Source organism: Streptomyces sp. NPDC014907, assembly GCF_055562975.1.
In genome coordinates this window covers 155,918-175,829 of the sequence record NZ_JBVHEG010000006.1, presented here as the reverse complement: position 1 = coordinate 175,829, position 19,912 = coordinate 155,918, and the positions used below count along the sequence as shown (strand labels likewise).

The following is a 19,912-nucleotide window of genomic DNA, read 5'->3' as shown; positions in this document are numbered from 1 at the left end:
ATCACTGAAGTTTTTTGTGATTGTTCGGGCCGACGGGTCGCCAACTGGCGATTTAATTCGAACACTTATTTCATTCTCGTGGAACGCCAGCGCCTCAGCAGTCCTTCCGGGACGTCTTCCGCGGTGAGCGCGAAGACCAGATGGTCCCGCCACGCGCCGTCGATGTGGAGATAGCGGGGCCGCAGCCCCTCCTCGCGGAAGCCGAGTTTCTCCACGACCCGGCGCGAAGGCCCGTTCTCGGGACGGATGCACACCTCCACGCGGTGCAGCCCGACCGTGCGGAAGCAGTGGTCGACGGCGAGCGCGACCGCCGTCGGCATCACCCCGCGCCCGGCCACCGCGCTGTCCACCCAGTACCCCACGTGCCCCGAGCACATGGAGCCCCAGGTGATCCCCGCCACCGTCAACTGGCCGGCGAGCCGTCCCCGGTACTCGATCACGAACGGCAGCATCCGGCCGGCGTTCGCCTCCGAGCGCAGGTGGCGCACCATCTGACGGTAGGTCGGGCGCCGGGCGGGCGGGCCGCCCGGGGGCGGCGGCGGAACCGTCGCCTCCCACGGCCGCAGCCACTCGCGGTTGCGCCGGTTCACCTCGCGCCAGGCCGCGTGGTCCCGCATCCTGATCGGGCGCAGGACGACGTCGCCGTCGGCGAGGACCACCGGCCAGGACGGGGTCACGACGGTCTCGGGTGGTCGCCGCCGCGGATCTGGTCGAGGGCGTGCCGGAGCAGCGGCTCCAGGACGGCCAGGCCGTCCCGCACCCCGCCCGTGGAGCCGGGGAGGTTCACGATCAGGGTGCCGCCCGCGACGCCGGCGAGGCCCCGGGAGAGCGCCGCCGTGGGCACCTTCTCCCGGCCGTACGCGCGGATCGCCTCCGGAATGCCCGGGATCTCCCGCTCCAGCACCCGGCGGGTCGCCTCCGGCGTCAGGTCGGTCGGCGAGATCCCCGTACCGCCGGTGGTGACGACGAGGTCGTACCCGGCCTCGACGGCCGCCCGGAGCTCCGCCTCGACGGGCTCCCCGTCCGGGACGACCCGGGGCCCCTCGACCGCGAACCGCAGGGCGGTCAGGGCCTCGGCGATCAGCGGACCGCCCCTGTCCTCGTACACTCCGGCCGCCGCCCGGTTGGAGGCGGTGACGACGAGCGCCGAGTAGGCGTCCACCGGAGCCTCCCCCGGCGTCGCGGCCCCGGCGGGCTCCGGGTGCTCGCGCGTCCCCGCGACCCGGCCGCCGCGCGTCACGACTCGCCCCGCGTCCAGTGGCCCGACCGGCCGCCCGTCTTCTCCTCCACCCGCACGTCGGAGATGACCGCGCCCTTGTCGACGGCCTTCACCATGTCGACCACGGTCAGGGCCGCCACCGAGACCGCCGTCAGGGCCTCCATCTCGACGCCCGTGCGGTCCGTCGTCCTCACGGTCGCCGTGATCTCGACCGCGTCGTCCGCGACCGACAGGTCGAGCGTCACGCCCGAGACGGAGAGCGGGTGGCAGAGCGGGACGAGGTCGGGCGTCTTCTTCGCGCCCATGATCCCGGCGATCCGGGCGGTCGCCAGCGCGTCGCCCTTCGGCACGCCCTCGCCGCGCAGCAGTTCGATCACGCGCGGCGAGACGAGGACCCGCCCGCTGGCGCGCGCCGTGCGGGCCGTGACCTCCTTCGCGGAGACGTCGACCATGCGGGCCGCCCCCGCCTCGTCGATGTGGGTGAGACCTTGCTGCGTGCTCATGGCCGTGACACTCCCGGTCGCTGTGTGGGACGACACCGTACCCCCACCCGTACGCGCTCAGCCGAGGAGGACCACCTCCAGCTCGGCTCCCGGTTCCACGCTCTCCGTCTCCTCCGGGACCACGATCAGGCAGTCCGCGTGCGCGAGGGCCGCGACCAGGTGGGAGCCGGCACCGCCCACGGGAGTGACGGCGCCCGTGTCCCGGTCGTACGCGCCGCGCAGGAACTGGCGGCGGCCCGCCGGGGACCTCAGCGTCCCGTCCGCGTCGAGGACCGCCCGCACCCGGGGCCGGTGCAGGTCCTCGACGCCCATCAGGGCGCGGATCGCGGGACGGGCGAACAGCTCGAAGGAGACGTACGAGGAGACCGGGTTCCCCGGCAGGGCGAGCAGCGGAATGCGCTCGGCGCCGACCGCCCCGAACCCCTGCGGCTTGCCCGGCTGCATGGCCAGCCTGCGGAAGTCGACCTCGCCGTCCGCGGTCAGCGCCTCCTTCACCACGTCGTACGCGCCGACGCTCACCCCGCCCGTGGTCACGATCAGGTCCGCCCGGATGAGCTGGTCCTCGAGGGTGGCGCGCAGCGTCTCCGCGTCGTCGGCGACGGCCCCCACCCGGTAGGCGAGGGCGCCGGCGTCCCGCGCGGCGGCGGCGAGCGCGAAGCTGTTGGAGTCGTGGATCCGGCCCGGCCCCAGCGGTTCGCCGGGCTGGACCAGCTCGCTCCCGGTGGAGAGCACGACGACCCGGGGGCGGGGGCGGACCCGGACCGTGCCGCGCCCGATCGCGGCGAGGAGGCCGATCTGCGGCGGTCCGAGGACGGTGCCGGCCGCGAGGGCGAGCTCTCCCTTCCGGACGTCGCCGCCGCGCGCGCGGACGTGGGCGCCGGCCTCGGCGGCCCGGTACACCCTGACCTCGCCGGACGCGCCGCCGGGGACGGTGCTCGCGGCGCTCATGCCCGTCGCCGCGCCCCCGCCCGTACCGCCGTCGGTCCACTCGACGGGGACGACGGCCTCGGCGCCGGGCGGCAGCGGGGCGCCGGTCATGATGCGGGCCGCCTGGCCGGGGCCGACCTCGGGCAGGCCGTCCGCGCCCGCCGCGACGTCGCCGACGACCGTGAGGACGGCGGGGAACTCCCCGGTGGCTCCGGCGACGTCGGCGACCCGGACCGCGTACCCGTCCATGGAGCTGTTGTCGAAGGGCGGCAGCTCGACCGGCACCGTCACGTCCTCGACCAGGACGCAGCCCTGCGCGTCGAGGAGCTGCAGCTCGATGGGTTCGAGCGGGGAGACGGAGGCGAGGATGTCGTCCAGGTGCTCGTCCACCGACCACAGTCCGCCGGCCGGGCCCGCGCAGGGGTCCGCCGCGTCGCCCCTCCCCCGGTCGCCGCGGATGTCGTGGTCACGGTGGCCGCCGTGCTCCCCGTGCCCCTCGTGCTCTCCGTGCCCCTCGTGGTCCCCGTCGGGGGACGGCGACGGTGCCGTGCTGCTGCTCAAGGCGCTACATCTCCTCGCTGACGTATCTCCGGAGCCAGGCCCGGAAGTCCGGTCCCAGATCTTCACGTTCGCACGCGAGTCTGACAATGGCACGCAGGTAGTCGCCCCGGTCGCCGGTGTCATAGCGGCGCCCCTTGAACACGACGCCGTGCACCGGTCCGCCGGTCCTCCCGTCCGAGGCGAGTTCCTGGAGGGCGTCGGTCAGCTGGATCTCCCCGCCCCGCCCCGGCGGGGTCTCCCGCAGCACCCCGAAGACGGCCGGGTCGAGCACGTAACGGCCGATGATCGCGTAGTTGCTGGGGGCCTCGCCCGGTCCGGGCTTCTCCACCAGGTCGGTCACCTTCACGACGTCCGCGTCGGCGGTGCCCTCGACCGCCGCGCAGCCGTACTGGTGGATCTGCGAGGGCTCGACCTCCATCAGCGCGATCACGCTGCCGCCCTCCCGCTCCCGGACCTCCACCATCCGCGCGAGCAGCGGGTCGCGCGGGTCGATCAGGTCGTCGCCGAGCAGCACCGCGAAGGGCTGGTCCCCGACGTGCGGGGCGGCGCACAGCACGGCGTGGCCCAGGCCCCGCGGGGCGCCCTGGCGCACGTAGTGCACGGTGGCCAGGTCGCTGGACTCCTGGACCTTGGAGAGGCGGTCGTCGTCGCCCTTCCGGCTCAGGGTCTCCTCCAGCTCGTAGTTCCGGTCGAAGTGGTCCTCCAGGGGACGCTTGTTCCGTCCGGTGATCATCAGTACGTCGGAGAGGCCGGCCGCGACGGCCTCCTCGACGACGTACTGGATGGCCGGCTTGTCGACGACCGGCAGCATCTCCTTCGGCGTCGCCTTGGTCGCCGGGAGGAAGCGGGTGCCGAGGCCGGCGGCCGGAATGACAGCCTTGCTGATCCGGCCGAACCGGGGGGGCGTGTGATTCATGCGATGCACACTAACGGCTCGGAATGAGAGAAAGATGTGGCTCCGATTAACTTCCTCCGCATAAAGGCAGTTAAGAGCGCTTCGTGAATTCACAGAGGACCGTCATGACACCGGAGATGTCCGAAAAAGCCGCACTGCGCACCCGACTTCTGGCGGCCCGCGCCGCCCTGGACGCCGCGTCCCTGGCGGAAACGGCCGCCGCCCTCGCCCGGAACGGACTGGAACTCGCCGAGCTGGCCGGGGCCTCCACCGTCGCCGCCTACGTCTCCGTGGGCCGCGAGCCGGGCACGCGCGCGCTGCTCGACGCGCTCCGCGCGCGGGGGGTGCGGGTCCTGCTTCCGGTGCTGCTCCCCGACAACGACCTGGACTGGGCCGCGTACGAGGGCCCGGACCGGCTGGCGCGGGCGGGCCGGGGGCTCCTCGAACCGGTCGGGCCCCGGCTCGGCCCGGAGGCGGTGTGCGGGGCCGACGCCGTCCTGCTGCCGGGCCTCGCGGTCGACGCGCGCGGGATGCGGCTCGGGCGGGGCGGCGGCTCGTACGACCGGGTCCTGGCCCGGCTGGCGCGGGCCGGGAAGGACCCCGCCCTGGTGGTGCTCCTCCATGCGGCGGAGGTGGTCGCCCGGGTCCCGGAGGAACCGCACGACCACCCCGTGCACGCGGCGGTGACCCCGGAAGGGGTCGTCCGCTTCCGTACCGCCGGCCCTACGGCTTGAGGACCAGGGTGTCCTTCGTCGCCGCGTTCACGGCCTCCTTGCCGTAGGCCCAGTCGAGGAGTTCGCCCTTCGCCCACGCGTCGGTCTGGTCCGTGTAGTTGGTGTGGAAGGCGTGCCCGGAGGCGCCGGTCAGGTTGATCCACCGGGACCTGTCCCAGTCGCCGACGTTGACGACCATCCGCATCGACGGCACCCAGATGACCTCGTAGCCGCCGGCCGCGTTCCAGCCGGTGGCGTCGACGGCCGCCTCGCCGCCGCCCAGGTTCCACGGGCCGCGGTTGAGGAGCCGCTGCACGGCTCCGGGTCCGGCGGTGCCGAGGGTCTGGTTCTTCAGGGTCAGCTGGTGCAGCCGGCCCCAGCTCCACGTGGAGACGTCCTTGCCGAGCTTGGCGGTCAGCTCCCAGCGGGCGTCCTTCATGGCGCGGGCGAGCAGCTGGTCACGGGTCTCGGTGGGCCGGTCCGTGCGGTTGCCGGGGGTGGTCCACCATTCGTTCCTCTCCTGCTTGAGGAGCGGGCGGACCACCTCGTACCAGCGGTCGCCGCCGTCGGGCTGCGCCGAGTCGGGGTCGCGCTGGCCGCATTCGCGGACGAGCTTGTTCTGCTCGTCGACCGGTCCCGTGGCGTCGGCCGGCCGCACGTTGACGCAGTCGCCCTCGGCGCGCACCTCCTTGGGCAGCTTGTCGCCGAACGCGAGCTTGAGGACGTTGCGCCAGACGGCGTTGAAGTAGGCGGCGGCGGCCGAGTCGGGCTCCTGGGTGTAGTCCCAGCCCTCCAGCAGCTTCTGCGCCTCGCGGACGTGCGGGTCGGCGATGTCGATCTTGAGCAGGAGCGGGTTGAGCAGGGTCGCGATCTCGCTGCGGTTGTCCGTCTGCATGGTCCGCATGTCGTCCGGCGAGATCTTGCCGCCGTCCTTGGTCTTCGCCTCGATGAGGTCGTTGATCCGCTGGCTGCGCGAGCCGTAGCCCCAGTCCTTGGTCAGCAGGTCGGGGTAGTTCTTCGGGTCGATCACGGCCTGGTTGGCGGTGACGATGTAGCCGCGCTCCGGGTTGTACTCGTAGGGCAGCTTCTCGAAGGGGACGTATCCCTTCCACCGGTACGCCGGGTCCCAGCCGGGCGCGGGCAGGGTGCCGTCGCCCTTGGCGCGCTGCGGGATCTTGCCCGGGGACTGATAGCCGATGTTGCCCTCGGTGTCCGCGTAGATCAGGTTCTGCGAGGGGACCTCGAAGTTCCTGGCGGCGGCCCGGAAGGAGGCGAAGTCCTTGGCGCGGTCGATGGCGAAGATCGCGTCCATCGACCTGCCGGGCTGGAGCGCGGTCCACTGGAGGGAGACGCCGTAGCCGGTGCCGCGGTCGGGGGCGGTGTTGCCGACGGGGGCCTTCTGGCCGACCGTCTCCAGTTCGGAGGAGCGGTCGGAGACGAGCGGGCCGTGCTCGGTGGAGCGGACGGTGATCTTGCGGTCGGGGCCGCCGGCGACCTTGATGGTCTCCTCGCGGACCGCGAAGGGCTTGACCCTGCCGTTGACCAGGTAGCCGTCGGGGCCGATCTTCTCCAGGTAGAGGTCGGTGACGTCGGCGCCGAGGTTGGTGAGGCCCCAGGCGATCCTGTCGTTGTGTCCGATGATCACACCGGGCATGCCGGAGAAGGTGTAGCCCGCGACGTCGTAGCGGCAGGTGGCCGAGACCGAGCGGCAGTGCAGGCCCATCTGGTACCAGAGGGACGGCAGCTGGGGCGCGAGGTGCGGGTCGTTGGCCAGCAGCGGCTTGCCGGAGGTCGTGTACTTCCCGGCGACGACCCAGGAGTTCGAGCCGATGCCGTTGCCGTTGGGGCCGAGGAGGGCGGGAATGCCGTCGAGGACCTCGGAGAGCGCGCCGAGCTGGGACTGCGCGTCCCGCGAGGAGCCGCCGGAGCCGTTCGGGCGGCCGGAGCCCCGCGAACCGCCGGAACCGCCGGCCGCCGCCTCCCCCGCCGTCGCGCCGCCGTTCCCGCCGGCACCGCCCCCGGGGCCGAACTTCCCGGTCGACGCGTCGATCCCGCCCTTGTCCACGATCGGCTGGTGGAGCGCGTACGGGTACTCGGGGTAGAGCTGCTTGATCTGCGCCGGGGTCAGCCGGCTGGTGAGCAGCGAGCGGTCGATCTCGTCCTGCATGTTGCCGCGCAGGTCCCAGGCCATCGCCTTCAGCCAGGCCACCGAGTCGACCGGCGTCCAGGGCTCGATCGCGTAGTCGCCGGTGAGGGTCAGGGCCGCGTACTCGACGGAGACGTCCTTCGGCGCCCGGTCCTTCAGGTAGGCGTTGACGCCCTCCGCGTACGCCTGGAGGTACTTCTTCGTCTCCGCCGACAGGACCGTGTCGTACTCCTGCTGCGCGACCCGGCGCCAGCCGAGCGTGCGCAGGAAGGAGTCCGTCTCGACCTGGCTCTCGCCGAACATCTCCGAGAGGCGGCCCGCGGTCACGTGGCGGCGGACGTCCATCTCGTAGAACCGGTCCTGCGCCTGGACGTAGCCCTGCGCGCGGAAGAGGTCCGTCTCGTTGTCGGCGTAGATCTGCGGGACCCCCTGCGCGTCCCGCTTCACCTCCACCTGCCCCGAGAGGCTGTCGAGGCGGATCTCGCCGGCCGTCTGCGGGAACGAGGCCCGGACGGTGCTGACACCCCAGTATCCGCCGCCGCAGATGACCGCGACCAGCGCGAGAACCAGGACGAGGAGGAGCAGGCGGGCACGCCGCCCTTTCTTCTTGGCGGGGGGCGCTGTCGTGTGGGAGGGCATCGCTGTCCTTCGCGGGGCAGGGTGGTCCTGGAGTACGGGAGCCACCTTAGGCGCAGCGTCCGGGCGGCCTGGACGCGGTGTCAGGAAGAGAACCGTACTGGTGAGCGAAGAAGGTCGGGGAACGCGTCAAGAAAACGTTAAAGATTAGGTAAGGTAACGAAGTGTCGCCCGCTGGAGGAACGATCCAGCCGCATGTGAGGGGAAGGAACGGCCACTGACTGTCCACCAGCTCAACGAACTCCTGCTCGTCAGCTCGCTCGTGCTGCTGATCGCCGTCGCGGCCGTGCGGATCTCGTCCCGGAGCGGCCTCCCCAGCCTCCTGCTGTACCTGGGGATCGGCGTCGCCATGGGACAGGACGGCATCGGCGACGTCGCCTTCGACAACGCCGGACTGACCCAGGTCATCGGCTACGCGGCCCTCGTCGTGATCCTCGCCGAGGGCGGCCTCGGCACGAAGTGGAAGGAGATCGAACCGGCCCTTCCGGCCGCGGTCGTCCTCTCCACCCTCGGCGTCGCGGTCAGCGTCGGCATCACCGCCGCCGGCGCCCACTACCTCGTCGGCCTGGACTGGCGGCAGGCCCTGATCATCGGCGCCGTCGTCTCCTCCACCGACGCCGCCGCGGTCTTCTCCGTGCTGCGCAAGGTGCCCCTGCCCTCACGGGTCACCGGCGTCCTGGAGGCCGAGTCCGGTTTCAACGACGCCCCCGTCGTCATCCTCGTCGTCGCCTTCTCCACCACCGGACCGGTCGACCACTGGTACGTCCTCATCGGCGAGATCGCCCTCGAACTCGCCATCGGCGCGGCCGTCGGCCTCGCGGTCGGCTTCGCCGGCGCCTTCGGGCTGCGGCACGTCGCCCTGCCCGCCTCCGGCCTCTACCCGATCGCCGTCATGGCCATCGCCGTCGCCGCGTACGCCGCCGGCGCCCTGACGCACGGCTCCGGCTTCCTCGCCGTCTACCTCGCCTCGATGGTCCTCGGCAACGCCAGGCTGCCGCACGCGCCCGCGAACCGGGGCTTCGCCGAGGGGCTCGGCTGGATCGCCCAGATCGGGATGTTCGTCCTGCTCGGCCTGCTCGTCACCCCGCACGAACTCGTCAACGACTTCTGGCCCGCCGTCGTCATCGGCCTGGTCCTGACGGTGGTCGCGCGGCCCATGGAGGTCCTGGTCAGCCTGCTGCCGTTCCGCATCCCCTGGCAGGAGCAGGCCCTCATGTCCTGGGCCGGCCTGCGCGGGGCCGTCCCCATCATCCTCGCCACCATCCCGATGGTGGCGGGCATCGAGGGCAGCGAACGGATCTTCAACATCGTCTTCGTCCTCGTCGTCGTCTACACCCTCATCCAGGGCCCGACGCTGCCCTGGCTGGCGAAGGCGCTCAGGCTCGGGGACTCCGCGGGGGCCGCCGACCTCGGCGTCGAGTCCGCCCCCCTGGAACGGCTGCGCGGCCACCTCCTCTCCGTCGCCGTCCCGGAGGGTTCCCGGATGCACGGCGTGGAGGTCGCGGAACTGCGCCTCCCGGCCGGAGCGGCGGTCACCCTCGTCGTACGGGACGGGAAGAGCTTCGTCCCGGGACCCACGACCGTCCTGCGGCACGGCGACGAACTCCTGGTCGTGGCCACCGACCCGGTGCGGGACGCCGCGGAACGGCGCCTGCGGGCCGTCGGCCAGGGCGGCAAGCTCGCGGGCTGGCTGGGGACGGGCGGCTCCACGGCGCTCGGACCGGCCCCGGCGACGGCGGCGCGTTTCCACCTGCCGGGACGGTCCGGAGGGGCGGACGGTCCGGAGGGGACCGGGAAGGAACGGAAGACCGGACGGGCACGGCGGACCGGACGGGACTGAGGGGCCGGGACGGGCCGGACGGGCCGGGGTGAGCCGGACTGTCCAGGGGAGACCGCGCGGGCCGGGTGAGCCCGGCGAGCAGGACCGTCCGGGCAGGCCGGACGGCCGAGCGGCAGGGGCGGACGGCCGGTCGAAGCCAGGTGCCCGTCCGGAGACAGGAGCGCTTTCCCGGACGGGGGAGCGCTCCTCCCTGTATCATGAAGGCACACCTGATCGAACCAACTCTGCCTGAAGCAGAGCTGGCGCGACCGTATGGCGGCCGTGGCGCCCCTCCACCGTGGGGCCGGCCCGGTATCTACCGCAGTTCCGCGCATGAGGACAGCTCTCGGCGACACCCGCACCATCCGTGCACGGGACGCGCTACCAGGCGGCGGAAAGGCAAGGACCGTGGTGTCCACGGTCGACACGGACAAGGCCCGCAAGAGCCCGGTCCCCACGGACAAGCGGCCCGGTTACGGACAGCTGCTGCGCACCCCCGGCGCGCTGTCCTTCCTGCTGCCCGGCTTCGCCGCCCGGCAGCCCTTCGCGATGCTGACCATCGGCATCGTGCTGCTCGTCCAGCACACCACCGGCTCCTTCGGCAGCGCCGGCGCGGTCGCCGCCGTCACCGGTGTCTCCATGGCGCTCTTCGCGCCGCAGAGCGGCAAGCTCGCCGACCGCTTCGGCCAGCGCGCCGTCCTGGTCCCCGGCGTCCTCGTCCACACCGCCTCCGTCTCCCTCCTCGTGGCCCTCGCCCTGGCCGGCGCCCCGCTCTGGGCGCTGTTCCTGGCCGCCGTGCCCGCCGGCGCCTCCGTGCCCCAGGTCGGCCCGATGGTCCGGGCGCGCTGGGCGGCCAGGCTCGACGGCACCCCGCTGATGCCGACGGCCGCCGCCTTCGAGTCCGTGACGGACGAGTTCACCTTCGTCGTCGGACCCGTCCTCGCCACCGCCCTGTGCACCGGCGTCCACCCGGCCGCCGGCCTGATCGCCGAGGCCGCGCTGACCCTGGTCGGCGGCCTGTTCTTCGCGGCGCAGCGCGCCACCCAGCCCGCGTTCGGCGCCGCCACCGCCCACGCCTCCGAGCCCCACCGCCCGGCGCTCTCCGTGCCCGGCGTCCGCGTCCTGATCGTCGCCTTCCTCGGCATCGGCTCGGTCTTCGGCGGCATGCAGGTCTCCCTCACCGCCTTCAGCGAGGAGATCGGCAACCCGGGCGCCAACGGCCTGCTGTACGGGGTCTTCGCCGCCGGCAACATGCTCGCGGGCATCGCCATGGGCGCCGTCGCCTGGAAGACCGGCCCCCGCCGCCGCCTGATCCTGGGTTACACCGGCCTCACCGCGGCGGCCTCCCTGCTGTGGTCCGTGCACTCGGTGCTGCTCCTCGGCGCCCTGGGCCTGGTCGTCGGCCTGTGCATCGCCCCCGCCCTGATCACCGGGTACACCATCGTCGAGACCCTGATCCCGGCCTCCGCCCGCACCGAGGCCTTCACCTGGCTCACCGGCGCCGTCGCGCTGGGGCAGGCCGCGGCCGTCACGGTCGCCGGACGCCTCGCGGACGCCCAGGGCGCCAGCGCCGGATTCCTGGTGCCGCTGGCGGGCACGGCCCTGGCCCTGATCACGCTGGTGGCGCTGCGGTCGCGGCTGAAGCCGGCCGGGCCGGGCCGGATCACGGCACGTGGTGTCGGTCACCGCGCGCCGGTGTCGGTGGACTGATTCCACGGAATGCGTCACTATGGATCGTCGTTAGCACTCGATGAGTGTGAGTGCCAGGAGGAAGTCACGTGCCGACCTACCAGTACCAGTGCACCGAGTGCGGCGAAGGCCTCGAGGCGGTGCAGAAGTTCACCGATGACGCGCTGACCGAGTGCCCCAGCTGCAAGGGCCGCCTGAAGAAGGTGTTCTCGGCCGTCGGCATCGTCTTCAAGGGTTCCGGCTTCTACCGGAACGACAGCCGCGGCTCGTCGTCGAGCAGCTCGCCGGCCGCGTCGAAGTCCTCGACCGCCGCGTCCTCGACCACTTCGACGCCGGACGCGAAGCCCGCCGCTGCGGCCTCGTCGTCCTCTTCCTCCTCCTCGGCGTCCTCGTCGAGCACCGGAAGCTCGGCCGCCTGATCCGGTCGTCCCGGACGACGTCCGTACGTTCCTCCACCGAGGGCCCCGTCGCATGCGACGGGGCCCTCGGTGCGTGCCCGGCGGGACGGCTCGGTGCGTGCCCGGCGGGACGGCTCGGTGCGTGCCCGGCGGGACGGCTCGGTGCGTATCGGCGGGGTGGTTCGGTGCGTATCCGGCGGGGTGCGGGCGGGTGCCGATCGCGGGGCGGCCGCTCGGGGCGGTGGCGGTTCGGGCGGGTATGGCTCGGGCGGTCGCGGCTCGGGCGGGTGTCGCTCGGGCGGGTGAGGGAGTTTTCCACAGGCGTCCGGTGATCCCCAGGCCGGAGCGGGGTGGGGGCGGGACGGGAAGAGTGGAAGCCGCTCCCGTTACCGATCAGGACAGGCGGTGCCCCGCGATGCACACGACCCATCCCGCCCTTCTCCCCGGCGCTCCCGCCGTCTCCGCCGCCTCTGTGGCCTCCGGCGCCTTCGACGTCCCCGCCCTCTCCGGTGCCCCCGCCGTCTCCGGTGCCTCCGTGCCGGCGCCGTGCGTGGTGCCGTCCTTCGAACCGCTGCGGGTCCGGGGCGCGCGGCACCGGTTGCGCCGGGCGCTCCGGAGGGGGCGGCGGGCGCCGGTGGTCCTCCTGGCGCTGATGGCGGCGGCGCTGGCCGTGGCCGGACCGGGGCTGCCGGGCCCGCCGGGAGCGGGTCCGGCGGAGACAGGACAGGGGAGGTCCGCCGGGGCGCCGGGGACCCCGGCCGCCCGGGCCCGGCCGGTGGCGGCCGTCCCGCTGGCGTCCGCCCCGGTACGGATCGCCGACGCCGCGACCGTACGGCTGCTGAGGCCCGGAGACCGGGTCGACGTGATCGCCGCGCGGTGGGGCGAGGAGGGCGAGACCCGGGTGATCGCGACGGGCGCCCGGGTGGCCGGGGTTCCGCTCCCGGACGAGTCCCGTCCCGACGGAGGAGCGCTCGTGGTCCTGTCCGTGCCCCGGACGACGGCGGCGGCCCTCGCGAGCGCGGGCGTCACGTCCCGGCTGGCGGTGACGGTGTGCTGATTCGCACGCACAGCCTGGCGGGTAACCGTCTCGTGTGTACCGATTGGACGCCCCCACCCCCCACACGGCGTAATGACTGCGCACACAGCACACGGGACGAACACGGAAGGCACCTCGGTGGCGGAGAAGAAGGAAAGTCTGCTGGGAGGCTTCAAGGCCTTTCTGATGCGCGGCAACGTGATCGACCTCGCGGTGGCGGTCGTCGTCGGTGCCGCTTTCACGAACATCGTGAACTCGGTGGTCAAGGGCGTCATCAACCCGGTCGTGGGCGCCTTCGGCACGAAGGACCTGGAGAGTTACGCGTCCTGCCTCAAGGACCCCTGCAAGATGGTCGACGGCGAGATGCAGGGCATCCAGATCCAGTGGGGTCTGGTTCTCAGCGCGGTGCTGAGCTTCCTGATCACCGCGGCCGTCGTCTACTTCCTGATGGTCCTGCCGATGGCGAAGATCCTCGCGAAGCGCGCCGCGCACGACAAGGCGAAGGAAGGCGTCCAGGAGACCCTGGAGGTCAGCGAGCTGGAAGTCCTCAAGGAGATCCGCGACCACCTGGTCGCCCAGGGCGGCCCCTCGTCGGGCCCGGGCGCGGGAACGTCCCGCGGGCCCGGCGGTGGCGCGGGCTCCGGCGGTGCGGGAGCGCACTCCACCTCCTGACCGGCGCGGCGCGCCGGGTTCAGAGGTGGTGCGGCGGCTTCTCGTCGAGGAAGCGCGCCAGGTCGGCGGCGCCGTCACCGCCGGCCGGAGGCCGCTCGCCCCACCCGCGGTCCGTGTCGTCCGCGGACTGCCGGTCCAGCGGATCGTCGAAGACGATGACCGGCTTCGGCCTGTCCTCGGAACGGGACGGCGTGCCGGATCGCTCCGTATCTCGCGGGCCGTGGGCGGGGGCGGTGCTCATCCCTCCAGGGTACGCCCGCTCCCCGCGTCCGTCCCCCCGGTCGGGCCCGGTACCGGGACCCGCCGTTCAGCGCCCCTCCGGGACGGACGGCCGGAGGCCGGGGACCACCGGGGAGGACGGAACGAGGAAGCCCGCACCTCCCTACGCGGTGCCGGCACCGCCCGGCGTCCAGTCGCCCACATGTCTACGCGCCCACGCGCCCACGGGTCCACCACGGTCGTCGGGCCCCGGAGCCGACCGGCGGACGGCCGGGAGGGCGGGCACGAGACGGGCGGCCGGGCAGCCGGTCGGGCGGGCGGACGGGAGTTCCGGGGAGCGCTCGGGCTCCTGCACCGCTCCCGCACCCAGCCCCGACCCCGGCGCGGTGTGCCCGGCCCGGGGGTTGCCGCAGCCGCCGGCGGGCCGGCGCTGCGGACGGAGCTCGCGCAGGGGAAGGCCCGGGCGGCGCCGATCCCGCCGGAGCCGGCGGCGGGGGGTGGCGGTGGCGGACACGCGGGCCGCCCGCGGTGTGCCACGGTCCGCCCGCTCTGATGTGCTGGGCCCATGACAGCACCTCTCCGTCCGCTCGCCGCCCGCTCCCGCGAGGAGTCGCACCGGGCCTCCACGCCCCTGGAACTCCTCTTCGACCTGTGTTTCGTCGTCGCCGTCGCCCAGGCGGGCGCCGAGCTGGTGCACGCGGTGGCCGCGGGGCACGCCGGCGAGGGCGTCGCCGACTACGCGATGATCTTCTTCGCCATCTGGTGGGCCTGGATGAACTTCTCCTGGTTCGCCTCCGCCTACGACAACGACGACGTCCTCTACAGGGTCGTCACCCTCGTCCAGATCGCCGGTGTGCTCGTCCTGGCGGCCGGTGTCTCGCGCGCCTTCGAGGAGCACGACTTCCTCGTCGTCTACCTCGGCTACGTCGTGATGCGCCTCGCCATGGTCTCGCAGTGGCTGCGCGCCGCCCGTCACGCCACCGACCCGGCCGAGCGGACGATGTGCCGCCGGTACGCGGGCGGGGTCCTCGCCGTCCAGGTGGGCTGGCTCGCGCTGGTCCTCGCGCCCGAACCCGCCCGCCCGTGGGTCTTCGTGGTCATGGCGCTCGCCGAGATGGCCGTGCCCGTGTACGCGGAGAAGGACGCCCCCAGCACCTGGCATCCCCGTCACATCGCCGAGCGGTACGGCCTGTTCACCATCATCGTGCTCGGCGAGACCATCGCCGCCGCGACCGTCGCCGTGAAGTCGGGCGTCGTCGCGAACGACGCCCTGAACGAGCTGCTGCCGATCGCCATCGGCGGTCTGCTGCTCGTCTTCGCCGCCTGGTGGGTCTACTTCGCCGTGCCCGCCCACGACCGGCTGACCTCCAGCCGCCAGGCCTTCCTGTGGGGCTACGGGCACTACGTGATCTTCGCGTCGGCCGCCGCGGTCGGGGCGGGCCTGGAGATCGCCGTCGAGCAGGCCGTGGGCGAGGCCCCCCTCTCGACGCTCGCCGCCTCCGCCGCCGTGACGGTCCCGGCCGCCCTCTTCCTGCTGTCGGTGTGGCTGCTGCACGCCCGCCACTTCAAGGTCGGCATCGCCCAGCAGTCGGTCCTGCCGGTCGCGGCGCTCGCGATCCTGATGTGCTCGTTCGCGGGCCGCTGGGCCGTCCTCGCGGCCGGGCTGGTCGCGACGGCGGCCGTCGCGGCCGGGGTGGTCCTGACCGCCCGGAACCGGCGGTCCGGTGCCGCGGAATCCTGACCCCGGCATCGGGCCCCGTGGTAGGCAGGGGGCATGACACTCCCCCGGCGGGCGCACGGTCAGGACGCGATCACCGACGTGGACGGGCTGCGCGTGGGGCACGCGCACGTGGCCGGGCCCGGGGCGCTGAGCGGGACCACGGTGGTCCTCGCGCCGGAGGGCGGGGTGGTCGCCGCCGTGGACGTACGGGGCGGCGGGCCGGGCACGCGGGAGACGGACGCCCTGGACCCGCGGAACGTGGTCCGGCGGATCGACGCGGTCGTCCTGACCGGCGGCAGCGCCTACGGCCTTGACTCCGCCTCCGGGGTGACGGCCTGGCTGGCGGAGCGGCACCGGGGCGTCCGGGTGGGCCCCGACCCGTCCCACGTGGTGCCGGTGGTGCCCGCCGCGTGCGTCTTCGACCTGGGACGGGGCGGTGACTTCACGGCCCGGCCCGGCGCGGGGACGGGCCGGGCGGCGGTGGAGGCGGCCCACGCGAGCGGCGACCGCGCGCCCGTGGCGACGGGCGCGGTCGGCGCGGGCACCGGGGCCGTGGTCGGCGGCCTGCGGGGCGGTGTCGGGACGGCGAGCACCGTCCTGGCGTCGGGCGTCACGGTCGGCGCGCTGGTCGTGGTGAACGCGGTCGGCTCGGCCGTGGACCCGTCCACGGGCGTCCCGTACGGGAGTTACTTCGAGGACGGGCGGCCCGCCTTCCCCGGCCCGGAGGTGCACGAGGCGGCGCGGCGGCGCCTCGCGGAGGCCCGGGCGGCGTCCGCCCCGCCCCCGCTGAACACCACGCTCGCCGTGGTCGCGACGGACGCCGCGCTGTCCCGCGCGCAGGCGCGGAAGGTCGCGGGCACGGCGCACGACGGCATCGCGCGCGCCGTCCGGCCGGTGCACCTGATGAACGACGGGGACACGGTCTTCGCCCTCGCCACCGGGGCCCGGGAGCTGCCGGGCGGGGCGGACCCGCTCGCCCTGAACGAGATCCTGGCGGCGGGCGCGGACCTGGTGACCCGGGCGATCGTCCGGGCGCTGCTCGCGGCTCCCGCCGGACTGCGCGGCCCCGGCGGGGACTTCCCCTCGTACCGGGAGCTGTACGGACCGCCCGAGGGTCCGCACTCCCCCTAGACCCACGGGAGTTGGGGGCCGGGGGCGGGAACTCCGGCCGTCCTCCGCTCGTTTTGCCGGAACCCGGACACGATGTCAGACCCAGGGACTACGTTGAGCAAGCACCGAGTGACATGCGGCGACGGCCTGGAGACCCTCTTGAACGATCCGCAGGATCTTCCCGATCCGTACGAGACGACCGAGACGCACATCGAACGGCTTCTCGGCCGGGCACTCAACTCCTTCGACCTGCCCGACTCGACCGTCGAGCGCCTCGGCACGGCGCTCGCGCACTCCAGCACGCCGCACTCCTCGCACCACAGCGCGTCGCTGCACCGCACGACCCACCGCCACACGTACCTGCTCGCCGACGGCAGCACGCTCAGCCTCTGGGAGCTCGTGCACAACGCGGGCCGGGACGGCGCCGAGCAGCACGAGCTGTACACGCGGGAGGCGGAGGCCCGGCTCGCGGCCTCCCGTCTGCCGGGCGGTCCGCCGGGCCGCCCGGCGGACCCCGCCGGCGGTCACGGCCCCGACGGGGACGACGACTTCGAGCCGCTGAGCGCCCTGCTCACCCATCCGATACCCGCCCGGCCGAGGACGTACGTGCCGGACAACTCCGCCGACCACGCGCGCCGTGTCCTGCGGCGCGCGGAGAACGCGGACCGGCCGGGCGGGGCGACGGCCCGCCGTCTGCGGCTGGCCTTCGCGCACCACATCACGCAGGCCTTCGGGCGCCGCTGCCCGGTGGCGGGCGGCAGGGAGGCCGGTTTCACCCTCTACGAGCACCAGTTCCTGCTGCTCGACGGCAGCGAGGTCAGCCTCTGGGAGGTCGAGCACACGGCGACTCCCGACGGCCGTCACATGTGCGAGGTGTACGAGGACGAGGACGCGGCCCGCAGCGCGATGGAGTCCCGCGCCCGGGTGCGCTGACGCCGCCGGCACGGCGAAGGGCCCCGGCCCCGGGAGGCGTCCCGGGGCCGGGGCCCTTCGCTCGACGGTTCAGCGCGCGGCGGTTCAGCGCGCGAGCGCCGACTCCTTCTCGACGACGACGGCCGCGGTGTCGCCGTTCCCCTCGTCCTCCCCACCGTCGCCCTCGCCGCCCTCCAGGTGCTGCTTCGGCTTCGCGGGCAGCGCGAACATCACCAGGAAGATCACGGCGAGCACGCCCGCCACCCAGCCCATCGCGTTCTGGAAGGCGTCCGTGAAGGCCGCGCCCGTCTCCGCCGGGGCCCCGGAGAGGCGCCCGTCGTCGATCACGCCGAAGAAGACGACCGACACCAGGCCGAGGCCGAGCGCGTTGCCCATCTGCGTGGTCGTGTTGATCAGGCCCGAGGCCGAACCGGCGTGCTCGCGCGGCACCTCCGAGAGGACCGCGTCCGTCAGCGGCGCCACGATCAGGCCCATGCCGAGGCCCATCACGACCAGCGGCGGGATCATCTGCCACGAGGTGATCGCGGTCCCGTACCGGCCCGCCTCGAAGAGGTAGAGCAGGACGCCCGCCGTCATCGTCAGGGCGCCCGCCTGGAGCACCTTCCGGCCGAAGCGCGGCACCAGCTTCTGCACCGAGAGGCCGGCGGCCGTCGAGACCGCGATCGAGAACGGCACACCGGTGAGGCCCGCCCGCAGCGCGCTCCAGCCGAGCCCGATCTGCATGTAGAGCGTCCAGACCAGGAAGAAGATGCCCATCACGACGCCGAAGGTCAGCTGCACCGCGATGCCGGCCGCGAAGCTCTTCACCCTGAACAGCGACAGCTCGACGAGCGGCGAGCCGTCCTTGCGCGTCTTGTGCTTCTCGTAGGCGACGAGGAGGGCGAAGACGACGAGGCTGCCGGCCATCATCAGGTGGCCCCACAGCGGCCAGTCCAGCTCGCGGCCGCGCGTCAGCGGGTAGATCAGCATGAGCAGCGCGGCGGTCACCAGGAGCACGCCGACCAGGTCGAGGCGGAGCGCCTTCGGCGCCTTCGACTCGATGATGAACTTCCGGCCCAGGAGCAGGCCCGCGATGCCGACCGGCAGGTTGATGAGGAAGATCGGGCGCCATTCCAGGCCCGCGATGTTCCACTGGGTGAGCAGCGCGCCGAGCAGCGGGCCGGAGACCGCGCCCAGGCCCACGATCGCGCCGAAGAGCCCGAAGACCTTGCCGCGTTCGTGCGCCGGGAAGGTGACGTGGACGATCGACAGGACCTGCGGCACCATCATCGCGGCCGCCGCGCCCTGGAGGAGGCGGGAGGCGACCAGCATCTCCTGGCCGGCCGCGAAGCCGCAGAGCGCCGAGGCGAGGGTGAAGCCGGCGGTGCCGAGGAGGAAGAGGCGCTTGCGGCCGTAGATGTCGCCGAGCCGCCCGCCGGTGATCAGCCCGGCGGCGAACGCGAGCGCGTACCCGGCGGTGATCCACTGGATGGCCCCGAAGGAGGCGCCGAGGTCCCGTTCGATGCTGGGGATCGCGATGTTGACGATCGTGGCGTCGACCAGGTCCATGAAGGCGGCGGTCATGACGATGGCGAGGGCGATCCAGCGCCGCCTGTCGTCCGGGGCCGCGGAGGCCGGGCCGGCGGGAACCGGGGCGGTGGGGGCCGGGGCGGCGGGGGCCGCCGCGCCCGTGACGGCGTCGTGTGAACTCATACGAAGGACGATAGGAGGTATGTAGGTCGGATCATGTCCTAGATGGGACGCATGCTGGACGCATGACGGACACCCCGGCACGACTCCTGAACCTGCTCTCGCTCCTCCAGACCCCGCGCGAGTGGCCCGGAAGCGAACTCGCCGAACGGCTCTCGGTCTCCCCGCGCACCATCCGCCGGGACATCGACCGGCTCCGCGACCTCGGCTACCCGGTCGAGGCGTCCATGGGCGCGGTGGGCGGCTACCGGCTCGTCGCCGGTACGGCCCTGCCGCCGCTGCTCCTCGACGACGAGGAGGCCGTCGCGATCGCGGTCGGGCTGCGCGCCGGGGCCGGACACGCCATCGAGGGCGTGGAGGAGGCCTCCGTACGGGCCCTGGCGAAACTGGAGCAGGTCCTGCCCGCCCGCCTCCGGCACCGGGTCTCCACCCTCCAGAACGCGACGATCCCGCTGACCCGGGGCGACGGCGCGACGGTCGCGCCCGCCACCCTGACCACGCTCGCGGGAGCGGTCACCGGGCGGGAGAAGCTGCGCTTCGGCTACCGGGCGGGCGACGGCGTCGAGTCGAAGCGGCTGGTGGAGCCCTACCGGCTCGTCTCCACCGGGCGCCGCTGGTACCTGGTCGCGTACGACCTGGGGCGCGAGGACTGGCGCACCTTCCGGGTGGACCGGGTGAGCGACCCGCTGGCCACCGGGGCCCGTTTCGGCCCGCGCGAACTGCCCGCGGGCGACGCGGCGCAGCTCCTGGCGGGCTCCATCTCCCGCATGCAGCCCGAACTGGACCTGGACGTGTCGTTCGAGGCGCCCGCCGACTTCGTGACGGCCCGCCTGCCGTCCCATCTGGTCCCCGCCCCGACGGGTCCGTCCTCCTGCCGGCTGCGCGCCCGCTCCACCGACTCCGTCGAGTGGCTGGCCCTGCGCCTGGCCCTGGTGGACTCCCCCTTCACCGTCCACGGCCCGGAACCCCTGCGCGCGTACGTGGAGGACCTGGCGGGACGCCTGGCGGCGTCGGTGCGCGGGTGAGC

At 73.6% G+C, this 19,912-nt stretch carries 18 protein-coding genes; 10 read left to right on the top strand and 8 right to left on the bottom strand.

The genetic code is table 11. The features are described 5' to 3' along the window. Positions 1-65: 65 nt before the first annotated feature. From ACZ3IL_RS18550 to galU, 5 genes are all read right to left on the bottom strand, one after another. Positions 66-677 carry a GNAT family N-acetyltransferase gene (locus ACZ3IL_RS18550; RefSeq protein WP_467391486.1) on the bottom strand — a complete coding sequence of 204 codons (612 nt, stop codon included), beginning with the start codon at positions 675-677 and terminating at the stop codon, positions 66-68. After that, a complete protein-coding gene (locus tag ACZ3IL_RS18545; protein WP_467391485.1) occupies positions 674-1,162 on the bottom strand; it encodes a MogA/MoaB family molybdenum cofactor biosynthesis protein in 489 nt (162 codons plus the stop codon). Before ACZ3IL_RS18545 ends, ACZ3IL_RS18550 begins: the two co-directional genes overlap by 4 nt. A 74-nt stretch (positions 1,163-1,236) precedes the next feature. Beyond that, positions 1,237-1,722, bottom strand: a complete 486-nt coding sequence (moaC, locus tag ACZ3IL_RS18540; protein WP_467391484.1) for a cyclic pyranopterin monophosphate synthase MoaC — start codon at positions 1,720-1,722, stop codon at positions 1,237-1,239. A 57-nt stretch (positions 1,723-1,779) separates the two neighbouring features. After that, entirely contained in the window at positions 1,780-3,108 is a 1,329-nt protein-coding gene (gene glp, locus ACZ3IL_RS18535) for a molybdotransferase-like divisome protein Glp (protein ID WP_467391654.1), read from the bottom strand. 106 nt (positions 3,109-3,214) lie between these two features. After that, positions 3,215-4,126, bottom strand: coding sequence for a UTP--glucose-1-phosphate uridylyltransferase GalU (galU, locus tag ACZ3IL_RS18530; RefSeq protein ID WP_467391483.1), 912 nt, complete (start codon positions 4,124-4,126; stop codon positions 3,215-3,217). 104 nt (positions 4,127-4,230) lie between these two features. Here galU and ACZ3IL_RS18525 point away from each other — a divergent pair, with 104 nt between their 5' ends. Next, the gene (locus tag ACZ3IL_RS18525; RefSeq protein WP_467391482.1) at positions 4,231-4,839 is read left to right on the top strand and encodes a 5-formyltetrahydrofolate cyclo-ligase; all 609 of its coding nucleotides are present in this window, start codon (positions 4,231-4,233) and stop codon (positions 4,837-4,839) included. Here ACZ3IL_RS18525 and ACZ3IL_RS18520 read toward each other — a convergent pair. Then, a complete protein-coding gene (locus ACZ3IL_RS18520) occupies positions 4,829-7,603 on the bottom strand; it encodes a penicillin acylase family protein (RefSeq protein ID WP_467391481.1) in 2,775 nt (924 codons plus the stop codon). The two genes, ACZ3IL_RS18525 and ACZ3IL_RS18520, sit on opposite strands and share 11 nt — an antisense overlap. 259 nt (positions 7,604-7,862) lie before the next feature. Between ACZ3IL_RS18520 and ACZ3IL_RS18515 the strand changes: the two genes are divergently transcribed. The 5 genes from ACZ3IL_RS18515 to mscL all read left to right on the top strand — a co-directional run bounded on the left by ACZ3IL_RS18515 (position 7,863) and on the right by mscL (position 13,214). Next, positions 7,863-9,440, top strand: coding sequence for a potassium/proton antiporter (locus ACZ3IL_RS18515; RefSeq protein ID WP_467391480.1), 1,578 nt, complete (start codon positions 7,863-7,865; stop codon positions 9,438-9,440). Between the two features lie 387 nt (positions 9,441-9,827). Next, on the top strand, positions 9,828-11,129 hold the full coding sequence (locus tag ACZ3IL_RS18510) for an MFS transporter (protein WP_467391479.1): 1,302 nt from the start codon (positions 9,828-9,830) through the stop codon (positions 11,127-11,129). Between the two features lie 68 nt (positions 11,130-11,197). Next, complete coding sequence (locus ACZ3IL_RS18505; protein ID WP_467391478.1) at positions 11,198-11,527, top strand: FmdB family zinc ribbon protein; 330 nt, start codon at positions 11,198-11,200, stop codon at positions 11,525-11,527. 394 nt (positions 11,528-11,921) lie between these two features. Beyond that, the gene (locus ACZ3IL_RS18500; protein ID WP_467391477.1) at positions 11,922-12,563 is read left to right on the top strand and encodes a hypothetical protein; all 642 of its coding nucleotides are present in this window, start codon (positions 11,922-11,924) and stop codon (positions 12,561-12,563) included. Positions 12,564-12,680: 117 nt separating this feature from the next. After that, a complete protein-coding gene (gene mscL, locus ACZ3IL_RS18495) occupies positions 12,681-13,214 on the top strand; it encodes a large conductance mechanosensitive channel protein MscL (protein ID WP_467391476.1) in 534 nt (177 codons plus the stop codon). A 19-nt stretch (positions 13,215-13,233) separates the two neighbouring features. On the opposite strand, the gene ACZ3IL_RS18490 is transcribed toward mscL, so the two are convergent. Then, on the bottom strand, positions 13,234-13,455 hold the full coding sequence (locus ACZ3IL_RS18490) for a hypothetical protein (protein WP_467391475.1): 222 nt from the start codon (positions 13,453-13,455) through the stop codon (positions 13,234-13,236). A gap of 543 nt (positions 13,456-13,998) precedes the next feature. On the opposite strand from ACZ3IL_RS18490, the gene ACZ3IL_RS18485 reads away from it, so the two are divergent. The 3 genes from ACZ3IL_RS18485 to ACZ3IL_RS18475 all read left to right on the top strand — a co-directional run bounded on the left by ACZ3IL_RS18485 (position 13,999) and on the right by ACZ3IL_RS18475 (position 17,196). Further along, on the top strand, positions 13,999-15,174 hold the full coding sequence (locus ACZ3IL_RS18485) for a low temperature requirement protein A (protein WP_467391474.1): 1,176 nt from the start codon (positions 13,999-14,001) through the stop codon (positions 15,172-15,174). A 33-nt stretch (positions 15,175-15,207) separates the two neighbouring features. Continuing rightward, positions 15,208-16,284 carry a P1 family peptidase gene (locus tag ACZ3IL_RS18480; protein ID WP_467391473.1) on the top strand — a complete coding sequence of 359 codons (1,077 nt, stop codon included), beginning with the start codon at positions 15,208-15,210 and terminating at the stop codon, positions 16,282-16,284. 138 nt (positions 16,285-16,422) lie between these two features. Further along, positions 16,423-17,196, top strand: a complete 774-nt coding sequence (locus ACZ3IL_RS18475) for a DUF6227 family protein (RefSeq protein WP_467391472.1) — start codon at positions 16,423-16,425, stop codon at positions 17,194-17,196. 84 nt (positions 17,197-17,280) lie between these two features. On the opposite strand, the gene ACZ3IL_RS18470 is transcribed toward ACZ3IL_RS18475, so the two are convergent. Further along, on the bottom strand, positions 17,281-18,888 hold the full coding sequence (locus ACZ3IL_RS18470; RefSeq protein WP_467391471.1) for an MFS transporter: 1,608 nt from the start codon (positions 18,886-18,888) through the stop codon (positions 17,281-17,283). Between the two features lie 62 nt (positions 18,889-18,950). On the opposite strand from ACZ3IL_RS18470, the gene ACZ3IL_RS18465 reads away from it, so the two are divergent. Continuing rightward, positions 18,951-19,910 carry a helix-turn-helix transcriptional regulator gene (locus ACZ3IL_RS18465; protein ID WP_467391470.1) on the top strand — a complete coding sequence of 320 codons (960 nt, stop codon included), beginning with the start codon at positions 18,951-18,953 and terminating at the stop codon, positions 19,908-19,910. Positions 19,911-19,912 lie beyond the last annotated feature (2 nt).

Bases quoted from the DNA above. Each gene is read 5' to 3' on its own strand.
- moaC (WP_467391484.1), bottom strand. From the start codon at position 1,722: ATGAGCACGCAGCAAGGTCTCACCCACATCGACGAGGCGGGGGCGGCC.
- galU (WP_467391483.1), bottom strand. From the start codon at position 4,126: ATGAATCACACGCCCCCCCGGTTCGGCCGGATCAGCAAGGCTGTCATT.
- ACZ3IL_RS18525 (WP_467391482.1), top strand. From the start codon at position 4,231: ATGACACCGGAGATGTCCGAAAAAGCCGCACTGCGCACCCGACTTCTG.
- ACZ3IL_RS18520 (WP_467391481.1), bottom strand. From the start codon at position 7,603: ATGCCCTCCCACACGACAGCGCCCCCCGCCAAGAAGAAAGGGCGGCGT.
- ACZ3IL_RS18500 (WP_467391477.1), top strand. From the start codon at position 11,922: ATGCACACGACCCATCCCGCCCTTCTCCCCGGCGCTCCCGCCGTCTCC.
- ACZ3IL_RS18490 (WP_467391475.1), bottom strand. From the start codon at position 13,455: ATGAGCACCGCCCCCGCCCACGGCCCGCGAGATACGGAGCGATCCGGC.
- ACZ3IL_RS18485 (WP_467391474.1), top strand. From the start codon at position 13,999: ATGACAGCACCTCTCCGTCCGCTCGCCGCCCGCTCCCGCGAGGAGTCG.
- ACZ3IL_RS18480 (WP_467391473.1), top strand. From the start codon at position 15,208: ATGACACTCCCCCGGCGGGCGCACGGTCAGGACGCGATCACCGACGTG.
- ACZ3IL_RS18470 (WP_467391471.1), bottom strand. From the start codon at position 18,888: ATGAGTTCACACGACGCCGTCACGGGCGCGGCGGCCCCCGCCGCCCCG.
- ACZ3IL_RS18465 (WP_467391470.1), top strand. From the start codon at position 18,951: ATGACGGACACCCCGGCACGACTCCTGAACCTGCTCTCGCTCCTCCAG.